Annotated in this window: 21 protein-coding genes and 1 pseudogene; 7 read left to right on the top strand and 15 right to left on the bottom strand. The window is 45.6% G+C overall.

Translation table 11 applies throughout. The features are described from left to right. Nucleotides 1–16: 16 nt before the first annotated feature. Together ACFVQB_RS00635 and ACFVQB_RS00630 are read right to left on the bottom strand one after the other, a co-directional pair. On the bottom strand, nt 17–754 hold the full coding sequence (locus tag ACFVQB_RS00635; RefSeq protein WP_379434435.1) for an SDR family oxidoreductase: 738 nt from the start codon (nt 752–754) through the stop codon (nt 17–19). Nucleotides 755–779: 25 nt separating this feature from the next. Next, nucleotides 780–1,055 (bottom strand): Atu4866 domain-containing protein, encoded by a 276-nt coding sequence (locus ACFVQB_RS00630; protein ID WP_379434433.1) that lies wholly within the window; start codon nt 1,053–1,055, stop codon nt 780–782. 165 nt (nt 1,056–1,220) lie between these two features. Here ACFVQB_RS00630 and ACFVQB_RS00625 point away from each other — a divergent pair, with 165 nt between their 5' ends. Next, the gene (locus ACFVQB_RS00625; protein ID WP_379434431.1) at nt 1,221–2,153 is read left to right on the top strand and encodes an AraC family transcriptional regulator; all 933 of its coding nucleotides are present in this window, start codon (nt 1,221–1,223) and stop codon (nt 2,151–2,153) included. Between the two features lie 62 nt (nt 2,154–2,215). Here the strand turns inward: ACFVQB_RS00625 and ACFVQB_RS00620 are convergent, their stop codons facing one another. Continuing rightward, nucleotides 2,216–2,650 carry a MerR family transcriptional regulator gene (locus ACFVQB_RS00620; RefSeq protein ID WP_379434430.1) on the bottom strand — a complete coding sequence of 145 codons (435 nt, stop codon included), beginning with the start codon at nt 2,648–2,650 and terminating at the stop codon, nt 2,216–2,218. Nucleotides 2,651–2,856: 206 nt separating this feature from the next. On the opposite strand from ACFVQB_RS00620, the gene ACFVQB_RS00615 reads away from it, so the two are divergent. Beyond that, entirely contained in the window at nt 2,857–3,741 is an 885-nt protein-coding gene (locus ACFVQB_RS00615) for an SDR family NAD(P)-dependent oxidoreductase (RefSeq protein WP_379434429.1), read from the top strand. A 108-nt stretch (nt 3,742–3,849) separates the two neighbouring features. Here ACFVQB_RS00615 and ACFVQB_RS00610 read toward each other — a convergent pair whose 3' ends face one another. Continuing rightward, nucleotides 3,850–5,244: a DUF1254 domain-containing protein gene (locus ACFVQB_RS00610; protein ID WP_379434428.1), complete on the bottom strand. Its 1,395-nt coding sequence runs from the start codon at nt 5,242–5,244 to the stop codon at nt 3,850–3,852. Nucleotides 5,245–5,395: 151 nt separating this feature from the next. Between ACFVQB_RS00610 and ACFVQB_RS00605 the strand changes: the two genes are divergently transcribed. After that, the gene (locus ACFVQB_RS00605; protein WP_379434427.1) at nt 5,396–6,556 is read left to right on the top strand and encodes an oxalate decarboxylase family bicupin; all 1,161 of its coding nucleotides are present in this window, start codon (nt 5,396–5,398) and stop codon (nt 6,554–6,556) included. Nucleotides 6,557–6,593: 37 nt separating this feature from the next. Then, nucleotides 6,594–7,471: pseudogene (locus ACFVQB_RS00600) on the top strand (alcohol dehydrogenase catalytic domain-containing protein). Nucleotides 7,472–7,593: 122 nt separating this feature from the next. Here ACFVQB_RS00600 and ACFVQB_RS00595 read toward each other — a convergent pair. The 4 genes from ACFVQB_RS00595 to ACFVQB_RS00580 form a co-directional block, all read right to left on the bottom strand. Then, a complete protein-coding gene (locus tag ACFVQB_RS00595; protein WP_379434425.1) occupies nt 7,594–8,379 on the bottom strand; it encodes a class I SAM-dependent methyltransferase in 786 nt (261 codons plus the stop codon). A 175-nt stretch (nt 8,380–8,554) separates the two neighbouring features. Continuing rightward, nucleotides 8,555–10,549: a PTS fructose transporter subunit IIABC gene (locus tag ACFVQB_RS00590; RefSeq protein WP_379434423.1), complete on the bottom strand. Its 1,995-nt coding sequence runs from the start codon at nt 10,547–10,549 to the stop codon at nt 8,555–8,557. A 136-nt stretch (nt 10,550–10,685) separates the two neighbouring features. Next, on the bottom strand, nt 10,686–11,597 hold the full coding sequence (pfkB, locus tag ACFVQB_RS00585) for a 1-phosphofructokinase (protein WP_379434421.1): 912 nt from the start codon (nt 11,595–11,597) through the stop codon (nt 10,686–10,688). Nucleotides 11,598–11,599: 2 nt separating this feature from the next. Beyond that, on the bottom strand, nt 11,600–12,346 hold the full coding sequence (locus ACFVQB_RS00580) for a DeoR/GlpR family DNA-binding transcription regulator (protein ID WP_379434420.1): 747 nt from the start codon (nt 12,344–12,346) through the stop codon (nt 11,600–11,602). Between the two features lie 262 nt (nt 12,347–12,608). Here ACFVQB_RS00580 and ACFVQB_RS00575 point away from each other — a divergent pair, with 262 nt between their 5' ends. Beyond that, complete coding sequence (locus tag ACFVQB_RS00575; RefSeq protein ID WP_379434419.1) at nt 12,609–13,292, top strand: G1 family glutamic endopeptidase; 684 nt, start codon at nt 12,609–12,611, stop codon at nt 13,290–13,292. 117 nt (nt 13,293–13,409) lie between these two features. On the opposite strand, the gene ACFVQB_RS00570 is transcribed toward ACFVQB_RS00575, so the two are convergent. The 6 genes from ACFVQB_RS00570 to ACFVQB_RS00545 form a co-directional block, all read right to left on the bottom strand. Further along, the gene (locus tag ACFVQB_RS00570) at nt 13,410–13,859 is read right to left on the bottom strand and encodes a hypothetical protein (RefSeq protein WP_379434417.1); all 450 of its coding nucleotides are present in this window, start codon (nt 13,857–13,859) and stop codon (nt 13,410–13,412) included. Nucleotides 13,860–14,026: 167 nt separating this feature from the next. Next, the gene (locus ACFVQB_RS00565; RefSeq protein ID WP_379436208.1) at nt 14,027–15,454 is read right to left on the bottom strand and encodes an FAD/NAD(P)-binding protein; all 1,428 of its coding nucleotides are present in this window, start codon (nt 15,452–15,454) and stop codon (nt 14,027–14,029) included. Between the two features lie 1,066 nt (nt 15,455–16,520). After that, the gene (locus ACFVQB_RS00560) at nt 16,521–17,474 is read right to left on the bottom strand and encodes an NAD-dependent epimerase/dehydratase family protein (protein ID WP_379434416.1); all 954 of its coding nucleotides are present in this window, start codon (nt 17,472–17,474) and stop codon (nt 16,521–16,523) included. Between the two features lie 116 nt (nt 17,475–17,590). After that, nucleotides 17,591–18,112, bottom strand: a complete 522-nt coding sequence (locus ACFVQB_RS00555; RefSeq protein WP_379434414.1) for a TetR/AcrR family transcriptional regulator — start codon at nt 18,110–18,112, stop codon at nt 17,591–17,593. A gap of 91 nt (nt 18,113–18,203) precedes the next feature. After that, nucleotides 18,204–18,653, bottom strand: coding sequence for a helix-turn-helix transcriptional regulator (locus tag ACFVQB_RS00550; protein WP_379434413.1), 450 nt, complete (start codon nt 18,651–18,653; stop codon nt 18,204–18,206). Beyond that, nucleotides 18,628–18,948, bottom strand: coding sequence for a hypothetical protein (locus tag ACFVQB_RS00545; protein ID WP_379434412.1), 321 nt, complete (start codon nt 18,946–18,948; stop codon nt 18,628–18,630). Before ACFVQB_RS00545 ends, ACFVQB_RS00550 begins: the two co-directional genes overlap by 26 nt. On the opposite strand from ACFVQB_RS00545, the gene ACFVQB_RS00540 reads away from it, so the two are divergent. Then, on the top strand, nt 18,947–19,315 hold the full coding sequence (locus ACFVQB_RS00540) for a hypothetical protein (RefSeq protein ID WP_379434411.1): 369 nt from the start codon (nt 18,947–18,949) through the stop codon (nt 19,313–19,315). The genes ACFVQB_RS00545 and ACFVQB_RS00540 overlap by 2 nt on opposite strands. A 76-nt stretch (nt 19,316–19,391) precedes the next feature. Here ACFVQB_RS00540 and ACFVQB_RS00535 read toward each other — a convergent pair whose 3' ends face one another. After that, nucleotides 19,392–21,413, bottom strand: a complete 2,022-nt coding sequence (locus tag ACFVQB_RS00535) for a helix-turn-helix domain-containing protein (RefSeq protein WP_379434410.1) — start codon at nt 21,411–21,413, stop codon at nt 19,392–19,394. A 418-nt stretch (nt 21,414–21,831) separates the two neighbouring features. Here ACFVQB_RS00535 and ACFVQB_RS00530 point away from each other — a divergent pair, with 418 nt between their 5' ends. Continuing rightward, nucleotides 21,832–22,251, top strand: coding sequence for a MarR family winged helix-turn-helix transcriptional regulator (locus ACFVQB_RS00530; protein ID WP_379434409.1), 420 nt, complete (start codon nt 21,832–21,834; stop codon nt 22,249–22,251). The last annotated feature ends 27 nt before the right edge of the window (nt 22,252–22,278 follow it).

Here is a 22,278-nt window from a genome sequence, read left to right as displayed (position 1 = left end):
AGTCTTACAGCGAGGTTTAAGCCATGCTTGATGTGGGTCTCACCACAATTTCATTCACATCCACCTCAGCCGGCTGGTTGATCGCATACAGAATGCTCTGAGCAATAGCCGTGGCCGGAATGGATATGCGCCGATAATCTTTCATAAGCTCGCGCGCTTCATCATCAGAGATCGATTCGGCAAGTTCGGATTCAGTCACACCTGGCGATACAAGGGTCACGCGGATATCCCCGCCTACTTCCTGTCGCAGACCCTCCGAGATCGCACGGACCGCGTATTTGGTTGCACAATATACCGCGGCTGTTGGTGTCACGGCATAAGCTCCGATGGAGGCGATATTAATAAACTGGCCGGAACCCTGTTCTTTCATAACCGGCAGCCCAACGGCAATGCCGTGCAGAACACCGCGAATGTTAACATCAATCATACGGTTCCACTCGTCCACTTTTAGTGCTTCAAGGGGCGAGAGCGGCATGACTCCGGCATTATTAACAATCACATCTAACCGTCCATAACGACTGAGCGCCAGCTCTACGATCGTTTGCACCTCTTCCAGCTGTGTAACATCAAGTGTATGATACTCCACCGAACCACCTTCCGAGCGAATGGACGACGCCAGCGCCTCCAGACGATCCTCTCGTCTTGCACCAATGACAACATGAGCACCCTGCTCTGCCAACACACGCGCCGTTGCCTCCCCAATTCCGCTGCTTGCACCAGTGATTACAACAACTTTCCCTTTTACATTGGACATATTGATTACTCTCCCTTTTAATGTTTTATTGTGCATTTTCTCTGTACAAAACCATGCCCGCATGGTAAAGCACGCCGTCCTTAAAGTCTCCATCTGCGGTAAATCCAGTATCATCCACATATTCAATATGGTCTCCATCGACTACATATCGTCCTTGATATGCACTTTGCCTATTTCCCCGCGCTTCATCATAGCGACCGTCAGGGAGAAGCTCATGCCTGATGTACCCGTCCTGCGTCACCCACATCCCAACATAAGGGTGTTCCACTTCTTGTCTGCCTCCTGATCTATTGCCTACCATATTTCCACGACACTCCTTTCTGTTGCCAACAGATTCAATTGCTTACCTTCATTATGTAATGGATCAGTCTCTGTACGATAGAAGAATCCCACAGTATTCTTGCCTATTCGTCCAGCACATTCTAAAATAGTTAAACGAGTACGAGGAAAGGAGGGCCTGCAATCCATGCTTTCAAAAATGAAACCAGATACAGCAATTATTCAGCAGCAGCAGGAATTGGCTCGCTTAATCGGCCGTTTCACCCACGAAGACGGGGTTCATCTAACATCAATTCCTTCGCTTGCTTTGATCCGCGCTTCCCAGGTTTCAGAGCCCATTCATGCCGTGCACGAACCCGCCCTGTGCATTGTGGCCCAAGGGTCCAAACTGGTTATTCTCGGACAGGAGAGCTACACCTATGACTCTTCACAGTATTTGGTTGCTTCCATAAACTTGCCTATTTCAGGGCAAGTTGTACAGGCTACGATAGAACATCCTTATCTCTGTCTGCGACTTGATTTTGATTCAGGTCAGATTTTTGATCTCATACAGGATTCTCCCTCTACACAGACCAAACCCAACAATTCAACACGTCGTGGGTTGTTTGTAAGTTCAACCAAACTTCCGCTTCTGGAATCCGTAATCCGATTGGTTCGACTGCTGGATACACCTGAAGACATTCCCGTACTTGCACCGCTTATGATCCGCGAGGTTCTATATCGTCTGATTCAGGATGAACATGGACACTCCATCAGGCAGTTTGCAGTTCAGAACAGTCATGCACAGCACATCGCTCAAGTCATTGAAGTGATCCAATCAGAATACGCCCATCCACTGCGAATCGAACAATTGGCTTCCATGATTAACATGAGTACGTCCTCATTGCATTATCATTTCAAAGCCATTACCGCCATGAGCCCACTGCAATATCAAAAACAGATTCGATTGCAGGAGGCCCGGCGAATGCTGCTTGCAGGTTCAACTGATGCAGCCGATGCTGCATTCCAGGTTGGGTACGAGAGTCCTTCCCAATTCAGTCGGGAGTACGCCCGCATGTATGGCCTCCCTCCCAAAAGTGATATCAAGCGCCTTCGCCATACACTCCATATCGACTGCTAAATATAAGCAAAAAAACCACGTCATAATGACGTGGTTTTTTGGTTCCGCTGAGCTTGCAGCTCTCAAGAGAAGATGTTCTTTTTTTCAAATACAGACATTTGATTCTCCCCGGTAATCGGGCACTCATCCGGAAACATGCTTCGCTTCTCCATCTTCTCATCAATAAAATCGACGATCTGCTGCAAGGATGCAATCTGCGCTTCAATCTTCTTTCGATGATTTAACAGCATTTCACGTTCATCCGGGAAATCTTCCAGGTCCGAATCCATCGACATCTGTAAATAAGGCTTCATTTCCTCCAGAGACATGCCTGTTTTTTTCAGACAAGTAATAAGCTTCATCGTCTGGATATCCTCCGGACGGTATACCCGATGGCGATTGGCCTTGCGTTCTGCCCGGGGAAGAAGCCCAATCTTCTCATAATAACGAATGGTATCTTCCGATAGTCCGGCTTGTTCTGACGTCTCTTTAATAGAGAACACTACAGGATCGTTCATTATCGTTGACCTCTCCGCCTTCATTGATCTCTATCTTACAACTTGGAGTCAGCTCCAAGTCAAGGTTGTTATGAGTTCAAACATGCCACTTCCTGAAAATTAAAATTTCAGCCAACAGTACGCTTGACTTGGAGTCGACTCCAAATTATAGAATGAGCGCATTAGACAGATTGACGCTGTCACCCATTTACTCAGGAGGTATTGATATGAATTCAAACCATACACTTCGTACAGCTCTAATTACAGGTTCAACTTCGGGAATTGGCCTTGAACTGACCCGCACTTTGTTAGTCGAAGGCTGGCAAGTTATCGGCCTTAATCGTTCCGCTTTTCCGAAGGAAGACAGTGATATTCAGGACGGATTGCGCTCCGGCCAGCTCCGTTGGGTTCAAGCTAATCTTACCCAGTACGACAGTCTTAAAAAAGCACTGAATCAGATCAAATCCGAAACGGATACCATCGATGTGTTGTTCAATAATGCCGGGGGCAGTGGTTACGACCTTCGTTTGTCGGAGCAGGGGCATGAAATGCACTTCGAATTACAGACCGTGGTGCCGTATATCATTTACATGGAACTACAGGATCTTCTTCACAAAGGAAACTTGAAAACCGTTATTAATACATCCACCAGTGCGTTTAATATGGTCAAACAGTTTAACCTGGACATCCTGGAACATCCAGCCGAGTTCAAAAAGCTGTTCGGTCCTTATGCGACTTCGAAGCTCGCACTATCTTTATGGACACACGAAGCTGCTTCTACCCCTGCGGCTAAAGGAATTCGGTTATTCAGCGTGGACCCCGGAGGCAACAATACACTCAGAGGTAATAAAACATCCGGGCTTCCCTTTTATATCAAGCCAATTATGAAGCTGTTCTTCCCACATCCAAGTCACGGAGCTTCACTACTCTATAACGCTGCCATTGCGCAAACCAGACTTACATCCGGTACGTTCCTGATGAAAAACAAACCCACCAATCTTCGTTTTACGGAGCAAGGCTCAGCAATTCTGAACAGAGTACATGAAATTTATGAGCATGAATTTTTGCAGCTTGACTCCAAGACCAACCCAGTAAGCCAAAAAAGTATCTAAGCTTTCTTCTGTACTCATCCAAAAAGACGTGACCGAGCATATCGGTCACGTCTTTTTGTTGTTCCTTTGAATTCATTTTACTCCGAGCATTTATAGTATCCATCCTTCCTATTGTATTCGGGCGACCGGAGGTACTTCATATTCCCCTTCCAGCATGGATGATTTCGGAGCAAACATTCTCAGCACCAGATTGAATTCACCTGGTGGTGCGGCAAGCCAGTTGGATTCTTTCCCTTCAGGAACGGATTGCTGAATATATATGTCCAGTGAACCGTCAGCGTTGTAAACGAGTCCTTTTGTCAAATCCCCAATTGAATATCTGCCAATCGCATTATCAACCAGATAAAAATCCGAGCCGTACAGGGTAAGAGACCAAAATCCAGTCACCTGCGGAAGATCATTTTTGTTAAAATGCAACACATAACGTTGCGTGCCATGCAGCTTTTCCCCATTTTGATCTACAAATGCACGTGCATACAGCTCTTCCTCCGAGACATTGGCGCCCAAACCGGAATATGCTACGACAGCTCGCAGCAGAAATTGGGTACCATAGGTTCCAATATCATTACCGATATACCATCCATTGGTGGTCGGAATCGCTTTGACTGAATTCGCAATAATATGTTGCGCATCTTTGGCGGCACGTAACAGTCCGGCTTTCGTGGCAGCATTCAAATCCGTTGGTTCAAATCCCTTAGCAGGATCAATGCCGATTAGCTTGAACTGATCCAGGAGAACTGCATCGCAGGTCGGCGGAGGGTTTCGCCGGATCTGTTCCGTCATGATTTTATAAAAAGTAAACGGGTCGTTCTTCATGGAAGACATCAGATTTGAAGACAAACCGTCTGCTATGCCGTTGGCAGATGTACCGGTTGGCTTCGACAGGGTGAATTGTTTCTCAAAGGCAACTGCGCGGGACAGATCCTCTTCACCGTTCGCTTCCACACGACCGAGCAGCCAAACGTTTGGCGTTGGGGCATGGATGGATGCTTTGATTACATTACTGCTTCCACCCGGTCCAACGATGGTGAATTGTCCGGCCTTGTTTCCGGTTGTACGATTGGACACATTCCTGAACGTATTGGTATACGCATCAAGCATTTGGACGGTGTAATAACGGTCATCCGTATTGGCCGGAACGTTCAGGATCACCGGACCTTTGGAGAGATCCAGCCAGGCACTAAAATAAAGCGTATTGCTATTAGGAGTTACAATATCGTGATATTGCGGAGTAGCCAGCATGCTGGAGTAATAAAACTGATTGAGCGGGGCCCTTGTTTTCAGAGCCATCTGTCTCGTTTGTTCCATAACTACCAGCGGATAGCCGTATATGTAAGCCTGGACCCCAAGCGAATAAGCCAACTGTTCCTGAGAAGAAGCTGCATTGTCTTTGCTTATGTAATCCGGACTGGCCAGAACCTCCAGTGGCCTCGCAGCGATCGAAGAAGCTACAAGCCCCACGATGAAACAGATGTATAGCAATAACCTGAAACGTTTACGCATTCCGCTCACCACCTATCGTGAATTTCACGTTATTTTCCACTTCGCCAGCGCAGATTATTCCCGTCCCTCATAATAGCCAGGCTCTGGTTCATAATCTTCACTATACCAACATCTGTCATGGGATGAAGTGATGAACTGGAGGAATCTGCATATGAAAAATGAAAACAACAATGGCAAGCCGTTAATTATACCTCAGCCGATACGAAAAGACGGTGCCGGAGGACCCGATCTGGGACCTCGGGATGTGATGAGAGATCTACAAAATCCGGATATGCTGGTGCCTCCGGTAACCGACAACGGTTTATTACCCAACCTGAGAATGTCTTTTTCCGATACACATATGCAGTTGAACCATGGCGGTTGGTCCCGCGAAATTACGGTACGGGATCTGCCCATCGCCACGACACTGGCTGGTGTCAATATGAGTCTTACCCCTGGAGGCATAAGGGAGTTGCACTGGCATCAGCAATCGGAATGGGCGTATATGATCTGGGGCACAGCACGAATTACATCCGTGGATCAGCAAGGTCGTAATTTTATTGCAGATGTAGGACCCGGAGATCTGTGGTTTTTCCCAAAAGGTCTGCCCCATTCCATTCAGGGCCTGGCTGATGGGTGTGAGTTTTTGCTTGTATTTGATGACGGGTCCTTCTCCGATCTGAATACATTATCTATCTCTGATTGGTTCGCGCATACGCCACCAGAAGTGTTATCCGTCAATTTTGGTGTACCCGAATCCGCATTCCAATCCATGCCAACGGAACAAGTTTATATTTTTCAGGATCAGGTCCCTGGTTCCCTCGAAAGTCAGGAAGTGCAGTCCCCCTATGGTACGGTGCCTCTCTCCTTCAAGCATCGGCTGTTAGCCCAGAAACCGATCATTACACCAGGAGGAAGTGTGCGCATTGTGGACTCCACCAACTTTCCAATCTCCACAACAGTAGCCGCAGCACTCGTGGAAATTAAACCTGGAGGCATGCGCGAGCTTCACTGGCATCCCAATGCGGATGAATGGCAATACTATTTGACTGGGCAAGGAAGAATGACGGTTTTTGGAGGGAATGGCATTGCACGCACATTCGACTATCGGGCTGGAGATGTTGGATACGTGCCTGTTGCCATGGGGCATTATATTCAGAATACGGGCACCGACACGTTGTGGTTTTTGGAGATGTTTAGAAGTGATCGCTTTGAGGATATTTCCCTAAATCAATGGATGGCATTAACCCCGGAAGAGCTTGTACGTGACAACCTGAACGCTTCCCCTGAACTGCTTGATGCACTTCGTAAAGAAAAGTGGCCTGTTGTTTAATTGGAATAGAAGAAATATACCTGGGAGGAATATAAAGATGAAAGCCGTTACTTTTCAAGGAACCAAGGATATTCAAGTAAAAGAGGTCGAAGATCCGAGATTCCAGCAAAGGATGACATCATCGTGCGTATTACTTCTACAGCCATACGTGGATCAGATCTTCATATATATCAGGGAGCACTGCCAGCCCAGAAGGATTATGTCATCGGCCATGAGCCCATGGGCATTGTTGAGGAAGTGGGACCTGAAGTGACGCGAGTAAAAAAAGGGGATCATGTGGTGTTGCCTTTTAACATCTCCTGCGGCGAATGCTTTTATTGCGATCACGACATGGAAAGCCAGTGCGACAACTCAAACCGCAACCCGGAGATTGATACCGGTGGTTATTGGGCTTCACGGAACGGTACGGTAATTATCCAGGCACAAAAATTTGCCTGGATGAAAGGTGCCAAGTGGGTCATTGCTGTAGATCGCCTCCCATATCGAGTGGACAAAGCCAAACGAATGAATAATTCCGAAGTATTTAATTTCGAAAAATACGATGATATGGGTGAACATATCCGCGAAATAACCCGAGGCGGAGCGGATGTTGTTATCGACTACGTAGGCATGGATGGCAAAAAATCCACTTTGGAGGAAATCGGACAGAAGCTGAAAATTCATGGCGGTACATTGAGTGCGATTGAAATCAACATGTTCCCCCTGGGCAATCTGTTCGAACGAAACATTAACCTGAGAATGGGACAAGCCCCTGTCATTCACTATATGCCGGAACTTTTCCGCAAAATCAAGGCTGGCGAATTCGACCCTACCGAGATCATCTCCCACCGCATTGCGCTCGAGAATGCGAAGGAAGCTTACCGGATTTTCTACGAACACGAAGACGAATGCACCAAAGTTATACTAAAACCTTGAATATGTGTGACAATCAAAAAAGCAGATGTCCCTTCCACGGGTCCTCTGCCTTTTTTGATTTTGATTTTGCTCACTTTAACTATTGCTCCTTCAAGGGATCAATCTGATAGCGCGAATAATCCTTATTTCGCTTTTACCGCCTGAATATATACACTTTCTCCTTTGAAGCTTACAAGTCTGCCAGGTTGCGTCACTTCAAAATTGAAATACTTTTTAATCACAGATGGCGCAATCAGCATACTTGCTTCAAGCTCTCTGCTCTCCGGCTCCGGGAGTCCAGCCCTGTTGCACCAGTCTTCAAATTTAAAGTGTTTCTCAAAGGAAACCATCGTTTCCATTCGAAATCCAGCAAGCTCCAACATCCGAATCCATTCCGTCTTACGCCAGGCCCGAACATGACTTGCATCACGCCACTTCTCAATTTCATTGTAAAATTGGTCGTTCTCATCACGTTCAGGTGCCACATTATCAATTAATAACAGTCTGCCACCAGGTTTCATTACTCGAAGCGCCTCTGATATAAAGAAAGATACGTTTGGAAAATGGTGTGCAGCAATCCGACAGGTCACAAGGTCAAAGAAATCATTCGGGAAAGGGATGTGTTCAGCATCACCTGCTACAAAATCCACGTTCTGGTGCCCATTCCCCCGGATAAAGCGCTCAGCCACTTGTAACATCTCATCCGTTAAATCCAGTGCAATAACCTGCTCCACAAGCGGAGCTAATGCATTGGCAACATGTCCTCCTCCAGTGGCAATATCCAGCACCTTCATATCGAGGCTCGCTTGAGATGAAGCCATAAGCAATGCCAGATCATCCCCTTTGGCATGACCGGCACTAGTCACATATTTCTCCGCATTTTTAGCAAATTGTTTGCGTACCTGTCCTTTAATCTGATCATTAGACATGCTGTTTCCTCCTTTTTGTTTCATCAGTTGAAACTAGGTTTCATTTAAATGATATTGTTTATTTTATCACAGAATAACCTGCAGCGAAATAAAAAGGCATCTCCTCAGTGAATTTCACTCAGAAGATGCCTTTTTACAACGCTATGAAATAGAGCTTGTTTATATCTTTTTGGACTTATTTAACAACAGTCGGCGATTTCTTCCACAGTCCGAGGATCAGACCGGAGATTACTGCACCGATTGCTACAGCAAGCAGGAAGAGTAATGCGTGATTCGCCAGTGCAGCAACGAAGATTCCGCCATGCGGAGCAGGTACGTTAATACTCCATAGTTGAGTTAGTCCACCTGCAACAGCAGAACCGAGAATACAGGACGTCAGGACACGCAGCGGGTCAGCCGCAGCAAATGGAATAGCACCTTCTGTAATGAAGGAAAATCCAAGCACGTAATTCGTCAAACCCGATTTGCGTTCTTGCTCCGTAAATTTGGATTTGAAGAACGTTGTAGCCAGTGCGATCGCCAGCGGCGGTACCATACCGCCTGCCATAACAGCTGCCATCCAGGCACCATCCGTATTGCCGCTGGATGTAAATACACCGATAGCAAATGTATAGGCTGCTTTGTTAAACGGTCCACCCATATCAATGGACATCATGCCACCAAGCAGCAAGCCCAGCAATACAGCATTACCGGTACCCAGATTGCCGAGTGCATCTACAAGCCATGTGTTAAGGGAACCAAAGATTGGATCGAAGACATAGAAACTTATTGCACCAACGATAAGCAATCCGAATACAGGATACAGCAGGATCGGTTTCAATCCGTCAATTGCTTTAGGCAATCCTTTAAACAGTTTGCGCAAACCGATTACGACATAACCTGCCAGGAAACCGGCAGCCAGACCACCAAGGAAACCGGCGTTTGAATTCACGGCCATCAATCCACCGACCATACCGGGCATCAGGGCTGGACGATCACCAATACTCATTGCAATAAATCCGGCTAGGACAGGAATCAGGAAGTGGAACGCACCGGTCCCGCCACCAATGGTTTGCAGCAGTTGCACAATAGGATTTTCCGGACTCGCAATTTGTTCAAACAAGAAGGATATGGCGAGCAAAATCCCGCCACCCACGACAAATGGAAGCATATGCGAGATCCCGTTCATCAAATCTTTATAAATCTTGCTGCCCACGCTCACTTTTCCTTGGCTCTCTCCTTCACCCTTGCCACCGTTGCCGCCTTGGCTTCGGTAGATCGGAGCGTCCCCGTTAACTGCCTTACGAATCAGTTCTTCGGATTTGCGAATGCCATCGCTCACTGGTCTTTGCAATACCGGTTTGCCATCAAAGCGGGCCATTTCCACATTTTTATCCGCTGCTATGATAACCCCTTTGGCACGAGCGATTTCATCAGTTGTCAGTACGTTCTGTGCTCCTTCGGAACCATTGGTCTCCACTCGGATATTAACGCCCATTTCCTGTGCTTTCTTTTTGAGAGCGTCTTCAGCCATGAACGTGTGAGCAATACCTGTTGGGCAAGCGGTTACTGCAACGACAAAATCTTCAGATGCCGCATCGCCAACAATAAGGCCTGATGTATTCTGCTTCTGTCCATTCGCACTTTCCGAGCCAGATACAGCGTTTGTTCCATTTGCAGCATTTGCTGCTTTCTCCGCTTCGACTTTTTCTTTGGCAGCTTTTTTCTCCGCTTCCTCCGCCTGTTTGGCATTGAATAATGCGGTTACTTCTTCAGGAGTGTCGGTGCTCATCAACTGCGAGATGAAATCGCTATCAATCAACAGCCTGGAAAGAGCCGCAAGCGTACGAAGATGTGTATTGGCCGCCCCTTCTGGAGCTGCAATCATGAAGAATATATGAGCCGGTTCATCATCAAGCGCTTCAAAATCAAGTCCTTTTCGACTCTTGGCAAATACAACTGTAGGTTCATTCACAGCTGTTGTCTTGGCATGAGGCATGGCAATACCGCCACCGATTCCCGTGCTGGATTCAGCTTCGCGTTTATAAATCATTTCCTTAAACAGAACCGGGTCATTAATACGTCCACTCCGGTTTACACTTGCAATGAGTTCATCAATAGCCTCTTCTTTCGTTGTGGCTTGCAGGTCCATGATCATCGTTTCCTGGATCATCAGGTCTGTTATTCTCATTTTGATACACTCCCTTAAATTCAGTCGGCCTGCGTGATGCAGACCGAACCATAATTATACTTCTTACGCTGTTATCCGCGATTTACTGAATCCCTTCTTCTAAAAAGGGGCTTGCATGCCATTCATTTTGTACGGACTATATTTTGGTTATGGTGACTTGAGTACGCAGCTCTTCGATGAGTTTCCGAGTAGCCAGGTCATCCGAGAAGGCCGTTGCACTACCTGAAGCTACACCTGTTCGGAATGCTTCAAGCAGGTCTTCGTTTAATCCAAATGTCCCTACGAATCCACCGATCATGGAGTCTCCAGCACCAACCGAGTTCTTCACAACACCTTTTGGCACGCTCGCGTGGTAGACATCTGTTTTGGTAATTAACAGTGCACCTTCTCCTGCCATGGAGATTAACACATGTTTGGCCCCTGCTTCCAAAAGCTTGCGACCATATGTCACCAGTTCTTCTTGAGTGTCAATGGTTACTCCGAAAAGTTCAGCCAGCTCGTGATGGTTCGGCTTCACCAACAGCGGTTCATGCACCAAAGCATCCATTAAAGCAGGTCCTGTCGTATCGATTACAAATTCAGCACTCGTTTGTTTGCACACGTTGATCAGACGATCGTAGAAATCAGCTCCCAGCGAAGGTGGTACACTTCCCGAAAGAATAACGATATCTCCTTTTTGCAATGCGGATAACTTGTTAAGCAACCCCGCTGCTTCCTCTGGTCGAATGGCTGGTCCCAGTCCGTTAATCTCTGTCTCTTCTCCATGCTTCAGCTTGATGTTAATCCGGGTATCATCTGCGATGGTAACGAAGTCCGTCAGGATCTCATCTTCCTGCAATTTGTCATTAATGAAACGGCCCGTGAACCCTCCCAGAAATCCAAGTGCGGTGTTTTCGGCTCCCAATTGATTAAGCACTCGCGATACGTTAATGCCTTTTCCTCCCGGAAGTTTCAAATCCCGATTCATGCGATTCAAATCACCAAGCTTCAGATCATCCACTTCCACGATGTAATCAATGGAAGGATTAAGTGTTACGGTATATATCATGGCTATCCCTCAATTATTTTAGTTTTCTGGGCGATTACAGAACGCCAGTGTTCCGGCATATGTTCTGTGATCAAGTCTGCCTCCTCAAGGTCAAACAGTTTGGCAAAAGTAATTTCCCCAATTTTGCTGGAATCAGCCAGCACGTAAGATTTTCCGGACAATTGATGTGCACGCCTTTTTATCAAGGCTTCCTCCGGATCAGGAGTTGTATACCCCATTTCGGCGTCCACCCCGTTGGTTCCGATAAAACATTTATCAAAACGGAAGTTGTCCATATTCTGTAATGCGATACTGCCAATCACGGCTTTGGTGTGAATTTTCATCATTCCGCCTAGCAGATAGCTGCGTATTCGTTTACTTACCAGCGCTTCTACATGAGAAAGTCCGTTCGTCACTACCGTAACGTCCTTGGCTTCAATATAGGGAATCATGGCTAATGTCGTCGTCCCCGCATCCAGATAGATACATTCACCATTGTTGATCTCCTGCGCAGCTAAACGAGCAATTGCCGTTTTCTGTTGAATGTTTTTGAACGTTTTCTCTTCCATACCAGGTTCCGGCGTCTTTTCATTCACAAGAGCAGCACCACCATGTATCCGTTTCAGCATCTGACGGCTCTCCAGATCAATCAAATCGCGCCGTATCGTTGATTCAGAAGCACCCAGCACATCGACGAGCTCTTGCAGTTTCACAATGCCTCTTTCGTGTAAGCGCTCTATAATTGCAGCATATCGTTCTTCAGTTAGCATTTTCATTCCTCCAACTGCTTTTATAGTAACATAAAACCCGCAAAAAACAATCACTTTCATTCAAATTAATTTAAAAACATTCAAAAACCATCAATATTCGACATTTTCTGAACATCAAACCTCGCATTCAACCCTGAATATCGTTCAAAATCGTTCATCACTTATTTCTTTTTCAGATTGTCCATATCCTCTTTCGTCTTCCATGCATTTGATAATATCGAACGAATGATTTCGTTTCTATTTCCACATGGGTGGTGGCCTTATGGCGAATAATCGAAACAAACGCCGAAAGCCCTGTATTCCTCATACAGGCAAAACGAATTCTTCACTACGCTTCGGGTGGATTTCCTCCAATTGGAGCGGTTATGCAAGAGCGGGTGACAAAGCTGAATTCAGACGTATCTCGGCTGAATGGAACGTGCCCTTTGTTTTACCTTCGTCAAAGTCCTCATACTCCTCAGCCTGGATCGGGATTGATGGATACGAAAACTCCAATCTCATTCAGACTGGAACAGGCCATGATTGGGTTAACGGCCAAGCTAGTTATTATGCCTGGTGGGAAATTCTGCCGGACGTTGAAACGGTCATCCCTTTTCCTGTGTCTCCAGGAGATCAGATCAGAGCTGCCATTTACAGAATCAATCGTACCCGCTGGTGTATCACGCTTCATAATCTGACCCAAAGTTGGACTTTCCGCACCGTTCAGCAATATACAGGTCATCAATCATCCGCGGAGTGGATTGTAGAAGCTCCATCCGTAGGAAACTCCATCTCCCGGATGGCAAAAATCACGCCTGTCACCTTCAAGTGTTGTCGTCTGAACGGTTGCTCCCCCGGCTTCGTCGTCAAAGAGAAAGGCATCATGATTCAGCAAAAACAGGTTGTTTCCATTCCAGGAGCATCGGGACCACGAGGAGACTCTTTCGTCGTGAAACGAAACGGCTGAAACTTCTTCTTTGACAGATTCGATAATGAAAAAAACTGCAATGTGCCGTATTCGGCGTACCATTGCAGAATGGATATTCGGTCATTATAAGATTGACACGAGTTTCTTTTTTTTCATTTATAGGAATGGCTCAGCCCTGTCTGGTTTGGGTTTTACCCAATTTCCTTCTTCATTAATAAATGCACCTTTGAAACGCCCCATCTCCAATTTCTCTATTAGCTTCATCTCATCCAATACCAGAATTTCGGACAACTGCTGCAAACTATAATAATCACTTGGATCGTAATCCAGCAGGATCGGAACAGCCATGTCGTACAGTTCTTTAATTAGATTCTCCAATGAATGACGTCCAAGGTTGTCCATGGTTTGGAAAAACTTCAGATCATGGGACACCAGATTGCGGAAAGATTTATCTTTCAAGTTCATCCACAGCGTATTACACGCCTGAACACTCATATAGTTCTGCTCTACATCATAATATTGGATCTCATCAATCTTCATATACTTTTCCTGAAAAGCCACAATTTTGATCAAGGGTTCGTTTCGTTTGCGTGACGCTTTCTTCAAATGGGTTCTGAACCCCTCATAATCCATGATTTTCACAATAATCTATCGCCTGCCTTAACGCTGTATAATTCGATATTTTACAGCATTATATAAGCACCCGTAAATGTAACTTTAGGAAAAGCAAAACCGTACAGCATCTTATCCTGCTGTACGGTCATTTTGAATACTCAGATTCCAACTTCACTTTTCACCCAACTCGCGGTAAATTCCTGTTCGTTATACTTAAAAAATTGTTCCAAGATCTGTTCCCGGTCATCCAGGAAAAGCTGGTCGGCTACAGCCGAAACCAACTTCGGCACAGCATTCCTTGTTCCCGATATTGCCGAGGCGGAGAGGCCGCAACTTGCTAGTGCAGAGTAGTTAAAGACAAACAACCCATGCAGCTTATCCTGCCCCTCCTCATCTCTACTGGTCATTGCAAACCCCGGACTAAGGTAGGGATGTGCGTCAAGCAGTGCATTCCTTTGTTCCGTCGGGGCTTGAAAGCGGTCTGCCCAGCGTGCAATGTGTGCCTCCACCATTCTGAGCTCGGGACGCAGTGACGGATCACTCACCATACCCGTACTTATGACTAGAAAATCAAAGGAGTGCAGGCCCTGTGGCGTAGTTACCACCGCCTTTCCATCCTTCATCTGTATATCCAGCCAAGGCGCATGAAGATGTAATTGGAAGCCTGGCCATGCAGCGGCCCGGTTGAAGGTATCGTTCGTCGGTGGCTGATTGTATTTGAAAAAATGGGCAATGGTCGCATACTTATCCTCGTCTGACAAAACATGAAACCTTTCGATCATACCGGATTGTTCCATCTGACGAATCGGGTTAACGCTCGGCAATTGTTCCCGCCGCACAAATACGTGAGCCTCAGCCACGCCTGTGGCTAGTGCAAAGTTCGCATTATCAAAGGCAGAAGCCCCGCCGCCAAGTATGGCAATCCTTTTCCCTTGTAACCGTTCAAAATTAATCATCTCCGACGTATGAGCGAACAGATGTCTAGGTACTTTCTCAGCGATCAGGGGCGGTACATGCCACTCCCCGCCACCCTGGATGCCCGTAGCCAAGACAACCTTTCGTGCCAGCAATATATTACCTGGAGCCCCTGCACCTGTGATGTGCAATCGGTGTATGCCTCCATCTGCAGGTTCAATCAGTCTCAGTTTCACTTCATTTATGACCGGCAGACTAAGCACTTGTCTGTACCAGCGCAGATAGTTCATCCATTCGGTGCGCGGAATTTTATCAACCTCATCCCATCCGGAAGGACCTGCTTGCGCCTCCCACCATGCCCGAAACGTCAGCGAAGGGATACCGAGATCAATGGAGGTCAGATGTTTCGGTGTACGCAACGTGACCATACGCGCGTAAGTCTCCCAAGGTCCCTCCAACCCTGCGGCATTATCGTCAATGACCAGAATGTTAGATATCCGCTCACGCAGGAATCCAAAAGCAGCACCCAAGCCGCTCTGCCCACCACCTACAATAACGACATCATAGATATGGCCTTCGTCATGTTCTCGCGGGCGAATCCAATCCGCACCTCCATATGCGAGATAAGCCAGATCATCTTGTACTCGTTGGTTTAATGTTTCAAGGCTCATCATTCCTCAACCCTTTCAACGTCCACTCGTATACTTCTACGAACCGCTCGTTTAATGTTATGTTGGTGTGATAATTTGTTTTGTTAATGGATATTCTGCAAGTTCAAAGCAGCCTAATTCCTTTACCATATGGATAAGGACGACAACTTCGTCTCAATCCCTTACATCATTTTCATTAGGATTAGCGTTATTATATGAGTTAGGATCATTTTTTTGAAGATTACGGCAGCTTTCTTGTCACCAAACCTAAAAATATCTAACATGCTTGTTAACCATAACGAAACCAATTTATAACGACTTTGTCCTTTATGTAAAAAAGACAGATCAGGTTGAATAGTAACAGTCGATCCAACCCGGATCTGTTTTCGTGTTGTCTTTATGAAGAATTAATACCTCATGTCAATTCGTGTACTGACCATACAATACCGTTCGTTGTTCCAATTCCCAGGTTCAGAGTAATGGTCGTAGTGGGGGATGTTCTTTGCACCAGAAACGCTGGATTGACCCCAGCACCCAATGAGATGGTGATCGCGGCAGTTGTAGAAAAATTGATTGTTGCCAAAATCGAGTAGGTCCCAGTATTGGGCACCGTGTAATTGCCTGTAGTTGCATTAAAATTTGCATTTCCATAGTAAGGGCTTGCTGTGCTCCAGTTGATTAACTAAGTGCTGGTTGCTGTTGATAGGTTAGGCAAAAATGCAGAAAACCCTTGTGCAGCTAGATTGGGCCCTGATGCACCTGTAGCACCTGTGGCTCCCGTGGATCCAGTTACTCCGGTAGTTATCTGCTTTTTTTAATTTGCGTCTGGCTGTACTTATTGAGGAAATTTTGCGCTCCTTTTTGAATATATAGCTCACAAGAAAATCCCCCCCTCCTTGTACACCGTATCTATTCTCCGCTTTTACAGTACTACACTCTATGTCTAGGAAAGGTTTTGTGCACCGCCCATTAATAAAGTCATATCAGCATTCAGCATTTTGGTATAGGCCGTAAGCATCTCAAGGAGTCCTAACGAACTTCAATTATTGATTGATCAATTACAAATTTACAAATCTACATAACACATTTATTTCTTTTGCAGCTCACCTATCGTCCGTGCAATCCCTTCTTCAAAAGAAGTCATCTTCACCGGCCCAATGCTAGCCTCGTATTTCTTTTTACTCAACACCAGCGGTTCTTCTGTCAAATATAACATTTCAACAACTTCTTTCATTACCGGTACGGCTAACCCAAGCAGCGAAAGTCCTGTTTTGCCAAGTGCTATCACCGGTTTCGCTGTACCTGCCGCCTGTTGTGCAATATGTACGATTTCTTTCCCCGATATTATGCCAGCACCAGGAATATTCCAGTTTTGCCGATAGGCATCATCTCTGAGCGCCAACTCCACAACCATGACCGCTGCATCTGGCAAATAGATATATTCTCGTGGCATTTTCATAGTTCCGATAAAAAAAGCCATTTTCCCTTCCGCTATTGATTCAAGCGTGGACCCCAGGTATGAAGCCTGATTGGCAGTAGGGCCATAATAATCAGGCAAGCGAACAATCATCACTTGCGCTTTGCGCCATTTACTGCTAAATAACATCTGCTCAAATGCAAGCCGAGTCTTTCCTTTTCGAGTATGCGGCTGCTTTGGATGTTCTTCAGTCACTTCTTTCATTTGTCTTCTGCCATACGGATAAATCCCGTCTATGACGACCACCTTCAGGCCCAATTGTTCTGCCGCCTCCATAACGGATTCACCCAGAGGGATCAGCCTGCTCTCCATTTCGTTATAAGGTACATTCGCACAGTGAAACATTACATCGGCATCTAGTGAAGCAGCTGCAATATCATCGGGTCGGAACGCATCTCCGACAGCGATCTGTAGGTAATCAGGAGATCCCAGTTTTACCGCAAGTTGCTCCAGTTTTTGACGTGAGCGGCCAAAAATGATTGTAGAAATGCCACGTTTAATCAATTCCTCTGTAATCGCTGCACCCGTTCCACCTGTTGCCCCAACCACGATTGCTCTTTTCATTTCATCTCAACCTCTTTCTCTCCATTAGTTATTGATCAATTACTTACTTAAGCACAATAAAACGCATATTTAGTGATTGATCAATAATTAAAATACAAAAAGGGACACTTCCCTTTCTATCTATCCTTAAGCTCTGGCATATCCAGTGCGGTCGATACATTACATAACATGCCGATTGCCAGAAATATTAACGTTCTTTGCTTGGGATTGGCAATGCCTGCCGCTGTAAAAGCTTCCAATACCATGTCTCGCACCTCAGTAAATCCTTTTTGCATTGCTTGACGGATGACTTCTTCCTGAATCGTCTGCGCTTGCATTTGCAGCAAAATTTCGTTCTTGTGAGATTTAAGAATCTCTTCATAAGCTTCAGTCAACTCGTTCTCCAACTGATCTGGAGTAGCTGTCTCCACCACCGCTCGGAATGAATCAATCACTCGTGTCCAGGATACCTCCAGTGCTGTTAACAGCAAAGCTTCTTTGGTTTTAAAAAAACGAAAGATATACGGTTGCGAAATTTTGGCCCTTTCTGCCACCTGAGCTGTGGTCGCCCGGAAATAGCCGATTTCAGCAAACACCTCAATCGCTGCGGATATGATATCACTACGTCGATTAACCGACACCGTTGCATCTTTAGCCATGATAATCACCCTCCATTCATTAGTAATTAATTGATCAATAGCTTGAAGTATATAGGAAAGTCTCATGCATTGCAAAGAGACCTCACACCTCTTATTTCTTGAGTTTGCTGGGATTATCCCCGTACGTTTGCCTGAATCGGCTGATGAAATAACTGCAATTGGCATACCCCACCTGATGTGCAGCTTCCGTTACACTCGCATGCCCACTTTCCAGTAACTCGCGTGCCTTTTCCATCCGTTTGTGGATGACATACGCATGGATCGAGTGGCCGTATAGCTGTTTGAATGCTCGCTTCAGCTTATATTCATTCATCATAGCCGGACGAACTAGTTCCGGAATCGTAGGGGAGTCTGCATAACTGAAGTCCAGGATTCGTTTCACCTCTTCCAGACCCACACGATCTGAATCACTAAACCTCACTTCATGTGTGCCAGGCTGTGGTCGATCGGTCAACTCACCAGCAAGAACGGCAATAAGTTCCGTTAGCTTCGCTTCCAGGTAGTACGCACGAATCTCATTCGTGTAGTTGCATTCCATCATTTCCCACAGCCTGCTGTCCTTGTTCGTATAGATTCGATACAGCAAAAGAACCTCCGTCCAAAATTTGAAAATGGTTTTCCTTGAACGTATGTAACCTCCCCGTATTCTGATTACGCCACTGCTGTTGACCGGACAAGTTAAAAGCGAGAACCAACCCCGTATGCTCATTTCGCTCATCCACAACCGTATCCCTGGAAGGGGTTAAATCACAGAATGACCACATCGCCTGCGATCCCAGCTGCATGGTCTGATATACGCCTGTTCCAGCCTGTTCCGGTAGATAATACGTAGACATGCACATCCTCCTTACACCCAACAGCAACTTCCCCCCTCAGTCACAACAAACCCGCAAGCGGTGGTTCAAGCCGCTGCAGGTTGTTGAGCATATCGATGTTCATGAGGGTCAGTTGGATGAGTTCCGTAATATCATGATGCACCGAAATGGACCGGCCATGAATCTCATTTTGAGTGAACGAACATGGTGCCACAGTTTTTATGCCCTGGAGACCGAAGAGGTCTGGGTCCACCACCCGAATTATCCGGGGTGGAATCAGTTGCACTTCATTGCCCTGTATCCCGAAGCCCCATTCTTGTACAAGAGAGATTTTGAACACGGTCTGAGTCAGGCCTCCGGCATCCAATTCGATGACAATATGAATTAACTTAAGCAGATTCGCACAATGAGGTACAAAACCGTCAGTTCACTGCTTTAGAACATTGCAAATAGTCCATTGCATCCTATTTCTTGGCTTCGATCATGATGTTCACAATCGTGTCCAACTGCAATTCCAATGAGAACGGGTCTTCCATTACGAACTCATCCCCTTTGTCTCCAAAGGAACCGTATGGGTAGACCTGTCCTTTTTGTACTGCGGGCAGGAGTTTCCATACCTCACTGTTCAACACTTCATTGGCTCCCTCATCCCATGAACCGTACACGAAGATATGATCGCCCATGTACTCAGGCAACACTTCAAGCGAAATATTCACAAATCCTTCTTCCATATTGAGCGCCTGCTCAGTCGGAGGCAGCTTCAGCATCTCATAGATGGTTGGACTCCCATAGTTCCCCCCTTCAGCAGCCAGTACATACAGAGATTTGTTTGCCACTTGAACAATAGACACGGTCTCTCCTTCTTTTACCACACCAGCAATCTGTTTCTTGGCTTCTTCAACTTTCTGTTCATAGGTGGCAATCCATTCCTCAGCTTCTTTCTCTTTTCCAAAAACCTCACTAATCCGACGCAGCTTTGACAACGGCCCCGAGGTAGATTCCCCTTCCCAATACGGTAAAAATACCGTTGTCGCAATTTTCTCGTAATCCTCGATATTTTTATCAATAGAACCAATAATCAGATCCGGCTCAAGCGCGACCAATTTCTCAAGATTCATCGGAAATTCTCCACCCAGGTCTTCGATCCCGGATATGACATCAGCGGATATCCCTGACTTCTCGATCCATGCCTCGTTCAGCATGAAGGTTCTCACCCCAACCGGGATAATCCCCAACTTCAATAGATAGCCCATATACTGATCTGATGCAACCCGCTGCGGATTGGCTGGAATAACAACGTCACCTCTTAGTGTGGATACCGTACGAGTCTCTGTCTGTACAGAGGATTTTCCTTCTTCGGTTGTATTGTTACTCGTCTGCAATGTCGCGGGTTTCGTCTCTGACTGCGAACCACTTGTGGGTTGTGAAGGACTCGAACAAGCCCCCAACAATAGTGATAGACACAGCATCATGGTTAGTGCTGTCATTTTGAATTTTCCTTGCATAAATAATTCCCCTCCATCAACCTTGTGATATTGATAATCAATATCATTATATAGTTGAGAATATAGAGGTTGAAGGGCATTTTCGTGCGTGAAACCGGGCAAATCTTGATTGGGGTTTACACCGGAGACATATTCTTGTTCTTTCATGCCTCGGTTTTGGTTTTTTTTGTACCGAATAGGTGAACATCCCTTTATTTTTTTGAAGCTGCGACTGAGTGAATGCGCATCTGGATAGCCTACCTGTTCCGCAATTTGTTGCAACGTAGCACCCGTGTATATCAGGAGATGTGCAGCTCTCTCGACTCGTCTCTGTGCAAGATATTGAATGGGACTGATGTTCATCTTTTGTTTGAACAATCTGGATATATGTCCTGCACTACATTCCAATTCCTTTGCCATAGTGTCTAGCGCAATGGGCTCATGCAAATGATTACTCATATACTCGATTGCCCTAGTAACCACATCCGGCTTATATGGCTGAATGGATTGACCGTACAGATCGGATAATAAAGCATACACCCACTGATGGAATAAAGTTTTTGCGTGTAACTTGGCCAGTTTCGAGGACTTCTCCCACTCTCCCTCCAGTGTCCTGATATATTGATACATAACCAATGGGTTGGTCGGAATAAGCGAATATTGATCTTGGAACGGACGTTCATTTTCCATCAAATGCTGAATTTCCATTCGACAGGGAAGCGCCAGAATGGCTTTGTACAGAATCATATAATAAACCAGACCCGAATCCGTTTTGATGTTCAAGTTAGCCAACTTTCCCCCATGAACAATATGGAACCCATCCACGATATACCTTTGTTGATCCATACTTACTACAGCAGAACCATCAATCATATATAGATAGGCACTAGCAGGAAGCTGATAGTTCTTAATCCCTTCACCAGGAGCTAAAGAGTTTTTGCGAACATCCAGTATTTTGATAAAAACATGATTCCATAACAAGATGTGATCATTCAAATTCATGATATTTGCATTCATCCTCCAATCTAAGCACAGTTTAAAAGCTCTTTTGTTTAAACATCTCTGTGACCACAATTTCGTCCATATGTACATTACCTTTCATTATAGTTGATAATTATTCTCAATCACAATATAAATCGATATAAAGTTACTTGAATGGATAACCTACACCTACGGAACTAAGGAGACTATCGCTTTGGAATAGATGGATTTATCTTCTCATGACTACCCTGTTGCAAAATCAAAACACCCATGATATATTAATTGAGCCATCAATGATTGATGCATCAAATATTGATACGTCAAAGATTAACTTAGCAGATTTCACTGACTAAGCAATGGCACTGTATAATGGCAACTTTATGTATTTTGTTCACATAAGCCGTTGTTCATGGTCGAGATTCACCCGGGAGGTCTAGTCATGACACGTGTTTTTTCCAAAGAGGAGCAGATCATCAATCTGCTTAACGGGCTGGGCAACAAAATCAGCCCCAAGTTCGAACGCTGTACGGGTATCAGCTCATCACGTTTTGAGATTTTGCATGAGCTGGATCAGGTGGACGAGATTAATCAGTCCATGTTGCAAAAAATCATTAATATCGACAGTGCGGCGATCACTCGCCATCTGAAACAGCTTGAAGCCGATTCGATGGTCACCAGACGTAAAAATCCGGAAGACAACCGCGTTACCTTTGTTCGCCTTACAGATGAAGGACGGAAGCAAATCGAAGGTTACAAAATCGAGAAAACCCATTTTATCAATCAGATTCTACAGGATTTTAGTGAAGAAGAAGTTCATCTGCTTGCTGATTTCCTGGAACGTATGCAAAACAATTTCTAAACCCATATATAGAGGAGAGAACCATAC

It is taken from the genome of Paenibacillus sp. NPDC057886 (genome assembly GCF_042796655.1).
In the GTDB taxonomy this organism is placed as follows: domain Bacteria; phylum Bacillota; class Bacilli; order Paenibacillales; family Paenibacillaceae; genus Paenibacillus.
The sequence above is the reverse complement of the archived record's forward strand: the minus strand, read 5'-3'. Positions and strand labels throughout refer to the sequence as shown.